Raw genomic sequence first — 14,594 nt, 5'->3', positions numbered from 1 at the left:
TTTATTATAATTACTGTCTACTACGAGCTGTTATGTCTGAGACGTATAGCTTGCCAGCCCTTCTTCGCTATCTTATTGTATTTTAGATGTGGCACCTGTAAATCAACCAGGTAGATGCTTTAGTGCCCCCTACTATACAGTGTAGTAGTTTTATTTTCATATAAATATGTGACTATGGCAGAAGAACAGAATGTTGCACCTTCTAATCGTGGTTTTAAAATTGGAAAGGCTCCCATCAGGTCAAGCCGCACTACGCCGGAAAACCTTAAATAATTGCCCACCACCGCCCGGCCGCTTGTTGATGCAAACGATGTAGTGGTGCCCGATGGCTATGAGGTAGAGGCCGTTATGGTGGGTCTGTCCCTTCCAACGGACGTTACAGTAGCCGACGATGGTACTGTATTTGTCAGTGAGGGAGGGAGTTCCTGGCCCACCCGTCCTTACATGCCGGCCAGGGTCATTGCGCTCCACCCCAATGGGGAGGTCGAAGCTATTACCATGAATGTACATGCGGGGCCGCGGGGTATAACCTGGTATAACGGCGAACTCTACATGGCCTTCAAAGGTGGGTACCACATGCAACTGGCTAAATACAACCTCGAAACCGGTAAGTTAACCATCCTGATCGACAAGGTACCCAGCGGCGGATGGCATGAGCCTGGTGGCCCCATATTCGGTCCGGATGGCCTTATGTACTTTGGTCACGGATCAGTGTCGCAGCAGGGGGTATCCCTACCGGCTGGCTTTACGGTGGATCTGGCCAAGCATCCGCTGGCGCATGACGTACCTGGACAGGATATAACCCTTACCGGCAACAACGTATGGAGTCGTGATCCACGAAAGCCCTATGCCTACCTTACCCTTACCGGTCCGTTCAAGCCTTTCGGTACCAGGTCTGAGAAAGGGGAAGTGATCAAAGGAGAGCTCTGGTGTAACTCAGCCGTATGGCGCTGCAAACCCGATGGTACCAACGTAGAGCTATTGGCCTGGGGCATCAGGAATCCTTTCGGTATGGCTATCAATGAACAGGGGGAGCTGTATGTGTCGGACAATGATTTTGAAGAAAAAGGCGAGCGGGCCGTAGCCCTCGATCCCGATCGGATCTGGCATATCAAAAATGCCAGCCAGCCTTTTGGCTCGGTGACTACCCCTGATTGGTACGGCTTTCCGGACATATACGGGGATGGTCTGCCCGTTAACCACGAAAAGCACCTGCCCTTGAAAGGCAAGGCGGCTGAGCTGTTTATTCAGGATCCGCCGCCCTGGGCCGGACCGGCGGCTTTTCTGGAGCAGCCCCACTCCTGCATGTGTCGTATGGATTTCTCCCGTTCTGACTTCTTTGGTCACCGGGGGGAGCTGTTTGTAACAGAATGGGGTACGCTAGCTCCGCTAAACTCGCCCCGGGAGGAGGACCTGGATCATGGGTTCAGGGTGATTCGGGTAGATGTAAAAGAGGGTACTTCCGAGCTTTTTATGCACAACCGAATCATGGGACCTGCCTCAGCCCACGGGGGAGGAGGTATCGAACGACCTGTTTCCTGCCGGTTCAGTCCCGATGGCAAGAGCCTCTATGTCCTGGACTTTGGTGTAGCGCACATTTCCGAAGGAAGTATGTTTGGATTTGCACACACAGGTGTACTATGGAAAATAACTAAAAAGGAAATGAGCCATGGATAAACCAGCTTTGAAGCAACCGATACTGATAGAGTTAGATGCCGAGTGCCGTCAGGAACACCTGGATAAGGTGGAAGCCTGGTTTAAGAATGTGCAACTTACGCAGGCTTCATTCCGACAACTACTGGAAGATACCGTAGATAAAACGAGGAGCCTCACTTGAAAGACTACCTGAACACGATTTTGCAGCAGGCTCTGAACCACGAAGAGAAAGCGCTGTTCAGAGTCATTGGCAGGGAACCCTCTACTGTCAGGAAACTGGCAGGGGATATGCTCGGGAAGGGGCGGCAGTTATGGGCCGATATCATGGCCCTGGGAGGAGGCGCCCACGGACCCTGGCAGGATTTACAGCAATTGTACATCTCTAATCTTAATTCTATGAGTGCCTTTGCCGTGGCCGAACAGCTGGGGCTTGCCCTGGGTATGCCGGAGATACTGAGCATTACGCTATCTGTCATAGACGAGAAGTCTACCTCTCATCTGTTACTGCAGGAGATTGCCCTGGAAATGTGTTCCAAGTCAATCCTCTACCAGCAGCCTTTTTAATAGAGTACTCGTACATACATAGTACCTACCAATAAAGCCAGTGTAGAGCACTGGCTTTATTGGTAGGTACTACTTGACTTATGCCTTGACCAGTACGCTTGAACAGCTGGGATACTGCAGTCCCAGTAGGAAGTACTTACTTATAAGGTGATGATTGGAACAGGTACTTGGCTGGGTTAAGAAAGTAGAAATAGCGTTACTCTGTTTTTGTCAGTAAGGGGCTAATCTGTCTGGTGATAACAACCGATACACCCTTGCCTGCCGGGAAGCCCGATTCAAGGGACACATATTATTATTCCCGAAAGTCTGACAGGAGCCCTATTGACAAAACCATTCTTTCCAGATGTTTCGCCTACTACTCGTTCTTTTTTTCCTGTGGATTTTAGAGCCTGCCTTTGGACAGGTACCTGATTCGCTCAGGATCAGTTCTCCCAACGGCCTGCTTACCTGGTCCATCTCCCTACGCAATGAGCCTGCTGCAACTCAAGCCTTATTTTACGAAATTACCTATCGCAACAAGCCACTTATTCAGCCCTCCCGGCTGGGGCTGGTAGTTAATCCTGCCAGTACCGTTAGCTTCAACTGGAGTCAAAACCTTCGTATTGTTTCAGCTCGTAAAAGCAATCACGCGTCTCAGTGGGAGCCTGTCTGGGGTGAGCGCAGTACTATTCCTGACAGATACAATGAGCTGGTGGTTACACTGAGGAATGGACCCGGTGTCGGAGGAACCATACAGTTGGTCGCGCGGGCCTACGACGAAGGAGTTGCTTTCCGGTACGTATTCCCGGAGGACCTGCGTATGCAGATCATTGAAATAGGACAGGAAGCGACTTTCTTTAACCTGCCTGCGAATACCAAAGCCTACTATACCACCCATGCGCAGGGAAAATATGAAGAGCGGACGCTGGAAGGTTGGGAGCGGGCGGCGCAAATGCCGTTGACGCTCAGGTTGGACAATGGTACCTGGGCCAGTATCACACAGGCCGAACAGACGAGCTACCCCCTGGTTCGCCTCAAACTAGCGGGCACTAATCAACTAGTCAGTGAGCTATTTGCCCCCGTTACCGAAACCTCTCCCTATGCTACCTCGTGGCGGGTGGTGATGGCCGCCGATACACCCGGTGAACTGCTGGAAAAGAATTATCTGATCCAGAACCTGAACCCGCCGAACCAGATCAGCGATGTGAGCTGGATCAAGCCCGGAAAAGTCATGCGGGAGGTCTCGCTCTCAACGGCGGGAGCTAAAAGCCTGGTTGATTTTGCGGTGGAACAGAACATTGACTATATACACTTTGACGCGGGCTGGTATGGACACGAGCATGAAATAGCGTCGGATGCCTCCACGGTGACCGTTGATCCGCGGCGGAATCCAAAGGGAGATCTGGATCTGGCGGAGGCCATCCGCTACGCTACTTCTAAGGGTAAGAAGGTGATTCTATATGTAAACCACCGGGCACTCGAGCGTCAGCTGGATACGCTGCTGCCTCTCTACCAGAGTTGGGGCGTGGCGGGCATCAAGTTTGGGTTTGTGCATACGGGCTCCCACTACTGGACCATCTGGCTGCACGACGCCATTCGTAAAGCCGCCAAATATCAACTCGTACTTGATATCCATGATGAATATAGTCCGACTGGATTCAGTCGGACCTATCCCAATCTGCTGACTCAGGAAGGGGTGAGAGGCAACGAAGAGTGGCCTGACGCTACCCACAATACCATATTACCCTTTACCCGATTCATTGCCGGAGCTGCTGACTATACCTACTGCTTCAACCAGGCGCGCCTCAAGAACACCAAAGTACACCAGCTGGCCCTGCCTGTAATTTACTTCAGCCCCCTGCAGTACCTGTACTGGTACGGCAAACCTGCTGATTTTCTGGATCGGCAGGAAATAGAATTCTGGAAAGAGCTTCCGACGGTATGGGACGAGACAAAGGTCCTGCTGGGAACCCCCGGCCAGTTTGTGTCGGTAGCCCGGCGCAAGGGCAACGACTGGTTTGTAGGTACCATCACCAATACCGAAGCCCGTACCGTCAGCCTGCCATTAACCTTTCTGGAGAAGGGCAAAAAGTATTCTCTGACAGTCTATGAAGACGATGGTACCGGTAAGGTCAGCAGGAGAACCCGCACCGTAACAGGGAAGGATACTTTATCGGCATCTTTACTTCCTTCGGGTGGACAGGCACTGTACCTGAAGAAGATAGATGAATGACACGTACTTTATCTCTGGTCAGTAGGTGAGCCACACTATTAAGATTACAGTACTCTTATTCTTTTACTCCCAATTGAGCATTAATAAGAGGCGTTTTGGGAGCCAGAAAAAAACCGGTGAGGCTGGCAAACATTATGGGTATTAAGTAGTGGAATCCGGTAAGGGTTGAAAGCAGGATGGTAGTACTAATCGGGGTCCGGGTAACGCAGGCGTTGATGGTAGCCATGCTACTCACCAGGATCAGGGGTAAGTTTTGTCCGGGTAGGGCAGCATGAATGATAAAACCTACAGTAGATCCGACAAAAAACAGGGGTATAATAAATCCTCCGCGCCAACCCGATGTAACAGTAAACCCTATGGCCAGTATTTTAGCCGCCAGTAGCAGGAGCAGGTAGCCCATACTTAGCTGGGAGTCGAGGAGGATATTCAACTGATCATGACTAAAATAGCGGGATAAAGGAACCAGGTAGGCAATCAAACCCAGGAACAAACCACCAATGGCCATATTGATATAAATCGGTAACTGGATCTTTCTGAACATAGCCCGCATCTGGCGGATTACAAAGATGAACAGCCAGCCTACGGCTGTACCTACGAATGCATAAAGCATAGCCTGAAAAACGTCATTGAGCTGTGGCGCAGCGTACATAGGGAAATGCCAGGTGGGCCCAATGCCTATATGGGTAATCAGGATAAATACTACGTAGCTGGAACAGCTCGCTACAAAAGCCGGGATCAGAGCCTGATAATACTCCACTACGTGCTTATGATGCAGAATTTCCAGGGCAAACAGACTACCTCCCAGAGGAGCCCCGAAGAGCGCCGTAAAGGCAGAGGCCATACCCGCGATACTCAGTGATCGCAGATCCTCCCCTTTGAAGCCAAACTTACGGGCGATCCAGGTACCGGTAGAGCCTACTACTTGTACGAGAGGAGCTTCGGGACCGGCACTGCCTCCGCTCGCGATACAGATCAGCGAGGATAAGATCATGGATGGATTATTCTTGGGCTCGAGCCTGCCTCCCTTAAAGCGTATGTTATTGACGATCAAATCCATTTCACCGGGGTCACCCAGGTAGTAAATAACCAGGCCTGCCAGGAAACCTGCCCCGACCATCAGAGGTATAACATAGAGCCCCTGTACCTGAGCCAGAAAGTGCAGGAGACTCTCTAAAATAGTCCAGTAGCAGCCCGCAATTATTCCTCCTACTACACCGATAAGTACCCACAACAGAAAGATGCGGCTGAAGACGAAAGGATTGAACTGAAGGGGATAATTAAGTTGATTCCGAAGATTGGCCGCTAGTCTTTTGGTTTTGTAATCCATTACTAATCATCATCTGGTTAGGACAAAGGTACTGCTTAATCAGGTACTGGTACAGGGAAAGAGCTTTTCCATTCCCTTACAAGCGCACTAAGCTCCCTGTAAATAACTTAAAGTGGAAAATAGAGAGCGATAATGCGCATTAAATAGATATGAGTACCTTTAATTGGTACAGAAAGTAGCTCCACCTGTTTCCCGTGCAGCATATGGATATATTTAGTCTTCCCTACGCATTTAACCACCACCCAAACCGGCTGGTGGCTGGTAGTGGCGTTGAGGTCATACTATACCAGACCGATAAGGAGACGGAGAAAGCAAGTGTACAGTTTGAGCAAAATGCTATTGTCATCCTGCTAAATGGCTATAAGGAAGTCTTTACCCCTGCCCATAAGTTCTGTCTGCATTCCGGAGAAGGCTTCTTTATTAAGAAGGGTAACTATCTGATGACGGAGAAGCCCTTCGTTGATAAAGAGTATCAAAGCCTGCTGATCTTTTTTGACGACAAGGTTGCGCAGGAATTTGCAACTGAGCTGCTGGGGGAGGAGAGACTAACCGAAAAATCTCCCTCGGAACTGATCCATATACCGGCTTCTGAGCATACTGTTTCCTTTGCCAATTCCCTAAAAGCCTACCTGGGCTCCCGACAACCTGCGGGTAACCTGGACCTGTTGCTGTCTATCAAGGTAAAGGAGTTGTTCTGGTTATTGGCCCATTCTGATAGCCGGGATAGCTTCATGGGTTATCTGGCCCATCTGCACAACAGGCAGGTAAGTAGCCTTGAACAGCTGGTTGAGCAGCATTACCGGGAGAATATCTCCCTGGAGCAACTGGCTTTTCTGGGAGGGCTTAGTTTATCAACCTTTAAGCGTCGTTTCGAGCAGACCTATCAGACATCGCCCCGGCGTTGGATACAGGAGCGCCGACTTCGGGATGCTTATTTTCTGCTGAAGAGTACCGAAAAAAATGTTTCGGAGGTATGCTTTGAAGTCGGGTTTGAGAATGTATCCCACTTTGTGCAGGCATTCAAAGAAAAATATGGGCATACGCCCAAACAGCTAAAACTAACCGGGGCCGGAACCGAGCTCGCATCCGGATTATGAGCCGAAAGCGATATTTTCTGGACTTTTAGGAATACCCCTACACGCATTGGGCTTTCTACCTTTGTCGGGTATGATAACCAAATCTACCGCGAAGATGAAAGATCAATTGAAGGATTGGTTTAGTTATAATCATGAAGCCAATGAGAGGTTTATGGAGATACTGACCAGAGGAGAAGGGGTACCTGATAAGCCCCTGTCTCTGCTGAGTCACATCTTAAATGCCCACCAGATCTGGCTGGACCGTATTTATACCACGGGTAGTACTTCCAGAAAGCCCTGGCAGCAGATCGAAAGAGTGGATCTGGCAGCAACTAATAATGAGGTGTACCAGCAAACAGGCGTGTACCTGCAGGCCGAGCGGTTTGGAATGGGTCTACAAAGGCCTATAACCTATTCCAACACCCAGGGCGTTCGATTTGAGAACACCATTCAGGAAATCTATATGCATATATTATTTCATTCGGCTTACCACCGGGGACAAATAGCCTTACTACTCCGGGAACAGGGCATAGATCCCCCTCTTTCTGATTATATATTTTTCAAAAGGGAGCTACAGAGTACCACCCAACGGTCGGCATAGTATAGGCAACTTCACTTTATCATGAACAAAACAATACTGATCACAGGAGCCAGCCGGGGTATAGGGGCGGCTACTGCCATTCAGGCTGCTGCGCTGGGCTACCAGGTAGGGGTCAACTACCTGAAAAATGAGGAAGCAGCCAATCAGGTGGTGGACTATATAGTACGTAACGGGGGCAAAGCCAAGGCCTTCGGGGCGAATGTATCGTCTGAAAGGGAAGTGGATGAACTCTTCAAAGCAATAGATAGTACCCTGGGTACCGTCAGTGCATTGGTCAATAATGCCGGTATACTCGAAACCCAGATGCCGGTGGTAGATATAGACGTGGAGCGGCTGTGCCGGATCTTCAACAGCAATGTGATCAGTTGCTTTCTGTGTTCAAAAGAGGCGGTGAAACGAATGTCTACCAAACGTGGCGGATCGGGCGGAGCCATCGTCAACGTATCGTCGATCGCGGCCCGCACTGGTGCCCCCGGCGAGTATGTCGATTATGCCTCCTCCAAGGCGGCTGTTGACGCGCTGACACTGGGGCTGGCCAAAGAGGTAGCTGATGAGGGAATCCGGGTCAATGGAGTAAGGCCGGCTTTTATTTATACCGATATACACACCAGCGGGGGAGAGCCCGGGCGGGTGGACCGTATCAAGGACTCCATTCCCATGAAACGGGGCGGAAGACCGGAAGAAGTAGCCAAAGCCATTCTTTGGTTACTGTCGGATGAAGCTTCCTATACAACCGGGGCCTTCCTGGATATAACGGGAGGAAGATAGCCCTAGCTATTAGTTAGATAATCTCTTTTAGGTAATGCTCGCGTTGATCTTATCATACTATACTGTTGTGCTCCAAAATGTCACAGCTGTGCCTGTTTTCTATCCCATTTTTGTCTCATATTTGCTCGGATTCCGACCAGGAGTGCCTAAGTTCTTTCATATAGGCAGGGATGTCTTCTGTCAGCAGTCAGTACCGGAGCAGATGAACAAGCATCAACAAACAATGAATCATACATTTAGCATAGTAGAGTACCAACCGGAATATCAACCATACTTTGAGAAGTTTAACAAGGCATGGCTGGAGGAGTACTTCACCATCGAACCCATTGATCACTGGGTACTGGAAAACCCCGAAGAGGCTATTTTGAAAGAGGGAGGCAGGATCCTATTCGTTTGCCATAATGGCTCCATCATCGGAACTGTTGCGCTCAAACTTGTAGAACCGGGCATTTATGAAATGACCAAAATGGCTGTTGATAAAGCGGCCAGGGGAGTAGGTGCTGGCAAACTGCTTTGTAAAACAGCAATAGAGAAAGCCAGAGAGTTGAACGCTGAAAAGCTGATCCTCTACTCCCATACCAGTTTAGAGAGTGCGATTGCCATCTACAATAAGTTAGGTTTTGAAGAAATAGAGTTGGATAAGGGCAAATATGTACGGGCAGATATAAAGATGGAGCTCCCTCTTAACTAGCTGTAACCAGATTGGAAGCATACATCTGAATCGTTACCAGCTATTCTGATAAAGTACTTTAACCTGGTACACTAGCTTCTGTATGGAAAAAACAGGAGGGGAGGCTATCAGGTTTTGGATACGTATATACGACTATTGAAATTAACTCAAGATGGCTATACTAGATAAAACAGTAAAGGTTCCGAAGGCACTGCATGAGCTACATGGCGTGGAAGCTTCTGCGTTTGACCTGCTCATTACCTACAGTACAGTCCTGTTAGTAACAGCTCTTGTTCTGATCGAAGCCGGGAGCTACCAGCTGACAGCTACCCGATTCATTCTGTTAGGAGCTTTGACTATGGACCTGGCCGGTGGAGTCGTTTCCAATTTTACAAAGGCGACCAACGACTATTACTCGGCCAGTCCGTCTAAGCGGTACGTGTTTATCCTCCTGCATGTTATTCAGCCCTGCCTGCTTTGGTGGGTATTCCCGAATGAGGGAGTAGTTATTGCGGCAGTTGCGATCTACACTATCGCTGCCATGACTTTGATTAACCTTGTCAGAACGCATGAAAAACAGCGGGTACTTGCCGCCTTTTTGCTGGTAGGAGGACTTTCCATGCTCTTTCTGCTGCCGGGAAGGTCCCCAATGCTCACGTTGCTGTTAGCGCTTTTTGAAGTGAAGCTGATTCTGGCTTTCCCAGTCCGGTGGAAGTAGCGAGTCTGAATAAGATAAGTCCCGATCATATATAAGTACAATCGGGACTATAGCAGGTAGGGGGTAGTGGTATTTTAGGTAGCTACTCTCAGCTTCTCAGGCTAGGATGTAGTTCCAGCCGTAGAGGTCTTCGGCTTTGCCGGTACGTATATCGAGCAGTTGCTGCTTCAGGCTGTACATGGTAGAATCCTCTCCGATATAACACGAATATATGCTTTCGCCGATGCTGATTTCTTTAATGGGTGCTATTACGGCGGCGGTACCCGTTCCAAATAGTTCCACATTCTTTCCGCTGGCTAGTACCTGTTCGAGTTCGTCTACCGATACCTTTCTTTCCTGTACATCCATTCCGTTGTCACGGGCCATGGTAAGGATAGAATCGCGTGTAACCCCATCGAGTATCGTGAATGAAAGAGGCGGAGTGATCAGGGTATTTCCGGTAATAAGCATGACGTTCATGGTACCTGATTCTTCCAGGTATCTGTTCTCTTTTCCATCCGTCCAAAGTACCTGATCAAATCCCTGATGGTTGGCCTGTACGGTAGGATAGAAGGCGCCTCCATAGTTACCTCCGCATTTAGCATAACCGGTGCCTCCTTCCGCAGATCGGATGTATTGGGTTTCTACTTTGAGTCGCAGGGGTTTGCTGTAGTAGGGGCCGGTTGGGCAGCCAACGACCATAAAGAGGTATTCATCCGATACTTTTACGCCCATTTTTGCTTCGGAGGCAATCATGAAAGGTCTTAGATACAAGGAGCTGTCTTCCCCTACGGGTACCCACTGACGGTCAATGGAAACCAGCTCGTGTAGTGCAGATACGAATAGCTCCTCCGTCACCAGAGGCATACACATTCTTTCCAGCGATCGGCAGAACCGTTGGTAGTGTTTATCCGGCCTGAATAGGGAGATACTTCCATCGTGCATACGGAAAGCTTTCATTCCTTCAAATACCGTCTGTCCGTAGTGCAGGGCGAGGGCAAAAGGGCTTAACGAAAGGTTACTAAAGGGTTTGATCTGAGAGTTATTCCAGGTACTCCCGGCATAATCAGCCACAAACATATGATCTGTCGCGACCGAACCGAAGAGGGCCTTTGAAATATCAACATCATTAATTCTGCTCCGGGGGGTACTTTCAATGTGAATACTTGAGATTGCTTCCATGGTATATAGATAAAGTAAGTGATTCAAATCAGGAGGAGAACCCTGCCTCTTGGGGTAGCCTAAGTAGAGGTTATCCATTGTCTTCTACGTAGATGCAGAGCAAAAGTATCTGTAAATTTGAGGCCAAAACAGATGCAGTTTTTAGTAATATTACCATAACAGTCTATCTATATGGGAAAGGATATAATGCTTCGGGATGAGTTTCTGTACCAGCAAATCGCTGATGGTATCGAGTCACAAATCCTATCGGGAGTAGTGGCAGCTGGCGACAAACTGCCATCGGTACGGGTGCTGAGCAAGGAACAGGGGGTTAGCGTAAGTACAGTATTGCAGGCCTTCTATCATTTAGAGAGCAAAGGGCTTATCGAGTCCCGCCCTCAGTCGGGGTACTACGTTCGCTTCAATGGAGCGCGCCAGCCTTTACTTCCCTCCAAAAGCTATCCTCAAGCCATCCCACAGGATATAGATGCGGAGGACATGATTCAGCGAGTTTTTCAAAACATGCATGATACAAGTTTTGTACATCTGGAGGTGGGTGTCCCGGCGCCGGAATTGCTTCCCCTGGCTAAACTGGCCAAAGGAGTGACAGGGGCTGTACGGACGCTTGACGCCGGGGGAACCTGCTACGAAAACCTGCAGGGAAACCTGAATCTGCGTAAACAGATAGCCCGCTGGTCTGTCATGTGGAACGGCAGGTTAACCCCTGACGATATCGTGACTACCTCCGGCTGCATGAACTCCTTATCCTATGCCCTCCTGGCAGTAACCGAACGTGGGGATACCATCGCGGTGGAGAGCCCTATTTATCTGGGTATACTGCAGCTGGCCAAGAGCCTGGGTCTAAAAGTACTGGAACTCCCCACGGACCCTGTCACCGGAATAGAAGTTGAGGCCCTGAAGGCTGCTCTTGAAAGAAATAAGATCAATGCATGCCTGGTAGTAACGAATTTTAGTAATCCTACGGGAAGCTGTATACCCGACGAAAATAAAAAGCACATAGTCGAACTTCTGGAAAAGCATCAGATACCCCTGATCGAGGATGATCTGTACGGAGATGTCTACTTCTCACCAAGTCGCCCTAAATCATGTAAAACCTACGATGAAAGCGGAATCGTGCTATGGTGTGGTTCGGTGTCCAAGACTTTGGCACCTGGCTACCGGGTCGGGTGGATAGCTCCCGGAAAGTACCTTGACAAAGTAAAGAAACTGAAGCTGTACCATACGGTAGCCACTACAACATTGACCCATGAAGTGGTAGCCAATTTTCTGGAGAATGGACGGTACGAGCATCACCTCCGTAAGCTACGCCAGGTCCTGCATGGCAACAGCCTCCGGTTCATACAAGCCATTGGTGATCATTTTCCGGAAGGAACCAAAGTGACCTGTCCCAGGGGAGGGTTTATGCTGTGGGTTGAACTTAACAAAGGGATAGATACCTACGAACTACACCGGCGGCTGAACCAGGAGAAAATAAGTATTGCCCCCGGTCGGATGTTTACTCTTCAGGACCAATATACCCACTGTATGCGGCTTAGCTACGGAATGAAATGGACACCTGAGGTGGAAGCCGCATTACAGAAAGTAGGTAGGCATGCCAGTAAAATGGCGTAGAATACCTAAGGAGGCATAGCTGTTAGAGCCCTATTTGCTCAAACTGTACCTGTTTATTCATCGGTATGACGTATAGCTTTGCCAGCTCACCCTATACATCAACCCCATCCGTAATTAACATTCCAGATGAATAAGCATATCTATATTGTAGGAGCAGGAGCTATCGGTAAAGCCCTTGCGGTATTTCTCAAGCTTACTGATAAAGAGGTAACCCTTATTAGGGGGAGTGTCGATAACCTACCTGAATGTACCGAAACCATACAGGTAAATCTGGAAAGCGGCAACCGGGTGGAAGCAGAGATAAAGATAAGTACGCTGAGTACAAGTTCATCACTGGATGGAATTGTAATATTGACGAACAAATCCTTTGGTAATGAAAAACTAGCCCAGGCTCTAAAACAACGGATCAGTAGCTCGCCGGTTGTGCTCTTGCAGAACGGATTAGGCGTAGAGCAGCCCTTTATTGACAATGATTTTCCGATTATTTATCGTTGTGTTCTGTTTGCAACCAGCCATATAACTACTCCCGACGTGCTTACTTTTAAACCCGTTGCTGTCTCTCCCATTGGTGTTATAAAGGGAACGAACGAAGAGGCTGGTGCAATAGCCAGTCTGCTGAGCAGTCCAGTTTTTAAGTTTGAAGCTATAGCCGCTATTCAAGATGTAATATGGAAAAAGACAATCATCAATTGCGTCTTTAATTCGGTTTGTTCCCTATTGGAGGTGGATAATGGTATATTCTATCGGGACCATCAGGCTCTTACTATTGCCAGGCGAGTTATAGAGGAGTGCATTGTTGTTTCTGAGGAAGTAGGCGTAAAGCTTACGGTTGATGATGTAGCTGCTAGTCTTCTGCAGATTAGTAAAGCATCTGATGGTCAGATTATTTCTACTCTACAGGATATCAGGGGCAGGAAAGAGACAGAAATAGATACGCTGAACTTTAGTATTCTCAGGATCGCTCAAAAATTTCAACTGGAAAATAGGGTCAGAGAAACGAGATTGCTTGGAGAGCTGACTAGGTTGAAAGCAGACCTGGCAATTGGCTGAAAAATTATTGCACTGCGGGTATCAATATTGTAGATCGTAGCGGGAACTGATAAAAAAACAGCCTACACATAGAATCTGTAGGCTGTCCGACATATATCCACACCATTAAAATTTAACAGTAGCAACTACGGCAAGACTTAACAAGTAACTGAAAATTACATTTTGTTTAATCTTCTTCGCCGAAAGCTTATACAAAAGTAGATAAGATTCTTTTAAAGTCAAATCCTATATACGTCAATTCTTCAATAAAATACGTTATTGATTAATACATTCATTATCAAGTGTTTTTAAAGGCTTGATTTAAAGTCATAAAATTTATGAAAGCCTTTGGCCTGATTTTTTAGTAAGTCATGCATAAGTAGTATTAGAGTACCCACTAAGATGGAGGATTGATTGTGAAACAAATCCTAACATCTCAGTATGATGAAGTTTGTGTCCCTGGAAGGGGATTTTTTTGAAGGAAACTCCCCGTCCGAAGTATTACAGCAATATGTATATATGCAAAGTCGGGGAAAGAGTAGTAGTCTTGGGGATCCACTGGATGAATTTATCCTGGGGCTTGAAATTAACCAGGGGATTATAATTACGACCAGAGATAAAAACGAAATTCTGGAACAACTCCAGGATCAGGGTTTTCTGCTAAGACTACACTAGTTTCATGTTTCATGAAGGCCCTCCGGTAGGAGGGCCTGTTTTATGTCCCGGGACCACTGATCAGGAAGGTACCCGCTCTGATTAAGTACTCCTAAATGTAATGTGTCTCCTGGTTTAGGAACCAGATGATGAATTGAATGGATCTAGTTCCCGGAGTAAAATGGAGGTAATAGGTTTAGCAACGAAATCCAGTACAGGGGGATATTGCTTCGCCCTAATTCTGTCCTGAGGGTTAATTGATGAAGAGATGATATAAAAACGAGTACTTTTAAAAGAGGAATAATAGTTCTGCATAAACTCCTCAAGGAACTCCCACCCCCCCATCATCGGCATATCCAGATCCAGAAAAACAACCTGCGGGTCTTGAGTCTGTTTCTTCGTAAGTAGTTGTTCATAATAATCCAGGGCCTGTAGTCCATTTCCGGCCGTTATTACTTCCTTGGAGTAACCTGCTTTTTTGCTGGCTAATCTGAATATCAGCGAGGCAGTCGGATCATCATCTATATATAATACCTGACTTAGCATT

15 protein-coding genes are annotated in these 14,594 nt (G+C 48.0%); 12 read left to right on the top strand and 3 right to left on the bottom strand.

What is annotated here, in order from left to right:
- The first annotated feature begins 273 nt into the window (after positions 1 to 273).
- The 4 genes from JUB14_RS18790 (at position 274) to JUB14_RS18775 (ending at position 4,432) form a co-directional block, all read left to right on the top strand.
- Positions 274 to 1,677, top strand: coding sequence for a PQQ-dependent sugar dehydrogenase (locus JUB14_RS18790; RefSeq protein WP_207508358.1), 1,404 nt, complete (start codon positions 274 to 276; stop codon positions 1,675 to 1,677).
- Complete coding sequence (locus JUB14_RS18785) at positions 1,670 to 1,837, top strand: hypothetical protein (RefSeq protein WP_207508357.1); 168 nt, start codon at positions 1,670 to 1,672, stop codon at positions 1,835 to 1,837. Before JUB14_RS18790 ends, JUB14_RS18785 begins: the two co-directional genes overlap by 8 nt.
- On the top strand, positions 1,834 to 2,220 hold the full coding sequence (locus JUB14_RS18780; RefSeq protein ID WP_207508356.1) for a hypothetical protein: 387 nt from the start codon (positions 1,834 to 1,836) through the stop codon (positions 2,218 to 2,220). Before JUB14_RS18785 ends, JUB14_RS18780 begins: the two co-directional genes overlap by 4 nt.
- A gap of 343 nt (positions 2,221 to 2,563) precedes the next feature.
- Positions 2,564 to 4,432, top strand: a complete 1,869-nt coding sequence (locus JUB14_RS18775) for a glycoside hydrolase family 97 protein (RefSeq protein WP_207508355.1) — start codon at positions 2,564 to 2,566, stop codon at positions 4,430 to 4,432.
- Between the two features lie 55 nt (positions 4,433 to 4,487).
- Here the strand turns inward: JUB14_RS18775 and JUB14_RS18770 are convergent, their stop codons facing one another.
- Positions 4,488 to 5,759, bottom strand: a complete 1,272-nt coding sequence (locus tag JUB14_RS18770; protein WP_207508354.1) for a chloride channel protein — start codon at positions 5,757 to 5,759, stop codon at positions 4,488 to 4,490.
- A 203-nt stretch (positions 5,760 to 5,962) separates the two neighbouring features.
- Here JUB14_RS18770 and JUB14_RS18765 point away from each other — a divergent pair, with 203 nt between their 5' ends.
- The 5 genes from JUB14_RS18765 to JUB14_RS18745 all read left to right on the top strand — a co-directional run bounded on the left by JUB14_RS18765 (position 5,963) and on the right by JUB14_RS18745 (position 9,592).
- Positions 5,963 to 6,856 carry a helix-turn-helix transcriptional regulator gene (locus JUB14_RS18765; protein ID WP_207508353.1) on the top strand — a complete coding sequence of 298 codons (894 nt, stop codon included), beginning with the start codon at positions 5,963 to 5,965 and terminating at the stop codon, positions 6,854 to 6,856.
- Positions 6,857 to 6,926: 70 nt separating this feature from the next.
- A complete protein-coding gene (locus JUB14_RS18760) occupies positions 6,927 to 7,436 on the top strand; it encodes a DinB family protein (RefSeq protein ID WP_207508352.1) in 510 nt (169 codons plus the stop codon).
- Between the two features lie 21 nt (positions 7,437 to 7,457).
- Positions 7,458 to 8,204, top strand: a complete 747-nt coding sequence (locus tag JUB14_RS18755; protein WP_207508351.1) for an SDR family oxidoreductase — start codon at positions 7,458 to 7,460, stop codon at positions 8,202 to 8,204.
- 223 nt (positions 8,205 to 8,427) lie between these two features.
- A complete protein-coding gene (locus tag JUB14_RS18750; RefSeq protein ID WP_207508350.1) occupies positions 8,428 to 8,895 on the top strand; it encodes a GNAT family N-acetyltransferase in 468 nt (155 codons plus the stop codon).
- Between the two features lie 151 nt (positions 8,896 to 9,046).
- Entirely contained in the window at positions 9,047 to 9,592 is a 546-nt protein-coding gene (locus JUB14_RS18745; RefSeq protein WP_207508349.1) for a hypothetical protein, read from the top strand.
- A gap of 96 nt (positions 9,593 to 9,688) precedes the next feature.
- On the opposite strand, the gene JUB14_RS18740 is transcribed toward JUB14_RS18745, so the two are convergent.
- A complete protein-coding gene (locus JUB14_RS18740; RefSeq protein ID WP_207508348.1) occupies positions 9,689 to 10,753 on the bottom strand; it encodes a branched-chain amino acid aminotransferase in 1,065 nt (354 codons plus the stop codon).
- Positions 10,754 to 10,924: 171 nt separating this feature from the next.
- Here JUB14_RS18740 and JUB14_RS18735 point away from each other — a divergent pair, with 171 nt between their 5' ends.
- The 3 genes from JUB14_RS18735 (at position 10,925) to JUB14_RS18725 (ending at position 14,068) form a co-directional block, all read left to right on the top strand.
- Entirely contained in the window at positions 10,925 to 12,364 is a 1,440-nt protein-coding gene (locus JUB14_RS18735) for an aminotransferase-like domain-containing protein (RefSeq protein ID WP_207508347.1), read from the top strand.
- A 126-nt stretch (positions 12,365 to 12,490) separates the two neighbouring features.
- A complete protein-coding gene (locus tag JUB14_RS18730; RefSeq protein ID WP_207508346.1) occupies positions 12,491 to 13,414 on the top strand; it encodes a ketopantoate reductase family protein in 924 nt (307 codons plus the stop codon).
- A 420-nt stretch (positions 13,415 to 13,834) separates the two neighbouring features.
- Positions 13,835 to 14,068 carry a hypothetical protein gene (locus tag JUB14_RS18725; protein ID WP_207508345.1) on the top strand — a complete coding sequence of 78 codons (234 nt, stop codon included), beginning with the start codon at positions 13,835 to 13,837 and terminating at the stop codon, positions 14,066 to 14,068.
- A gap of 114 nt (positions 14,069 to 14,182) precedes the next feature.
- Here the strand turns inward: JUB14_RS18725 and JUB14_RS18720 are convergent, their stop codons facing one another.
- Entirely contained in the window at positions 14,183 to 14,593 is a 411-nt protein-coding gene (locus JUB14_RS18720; RefSeq protein WP_207508343.1) for a response regulator, read from the bottom strand.
- Between the last annotated feature and the right edge of the window lies 1 nt (position 14,594).

The sequence above is a fragment of the Telluribacter humicola genome (assembly GCF_017355935.1).
In the GTDB taxonomy this organism is placed as follows: domain Bacteria; phylum Bacteroidota; class Bacteroidia; order Cytophagales; family Spirosomataceae; genus Telluribacter; species Telluribacter humicola.
This window is presented reverse-complemented; position numbering and strand designations above follow the sequence as displayed.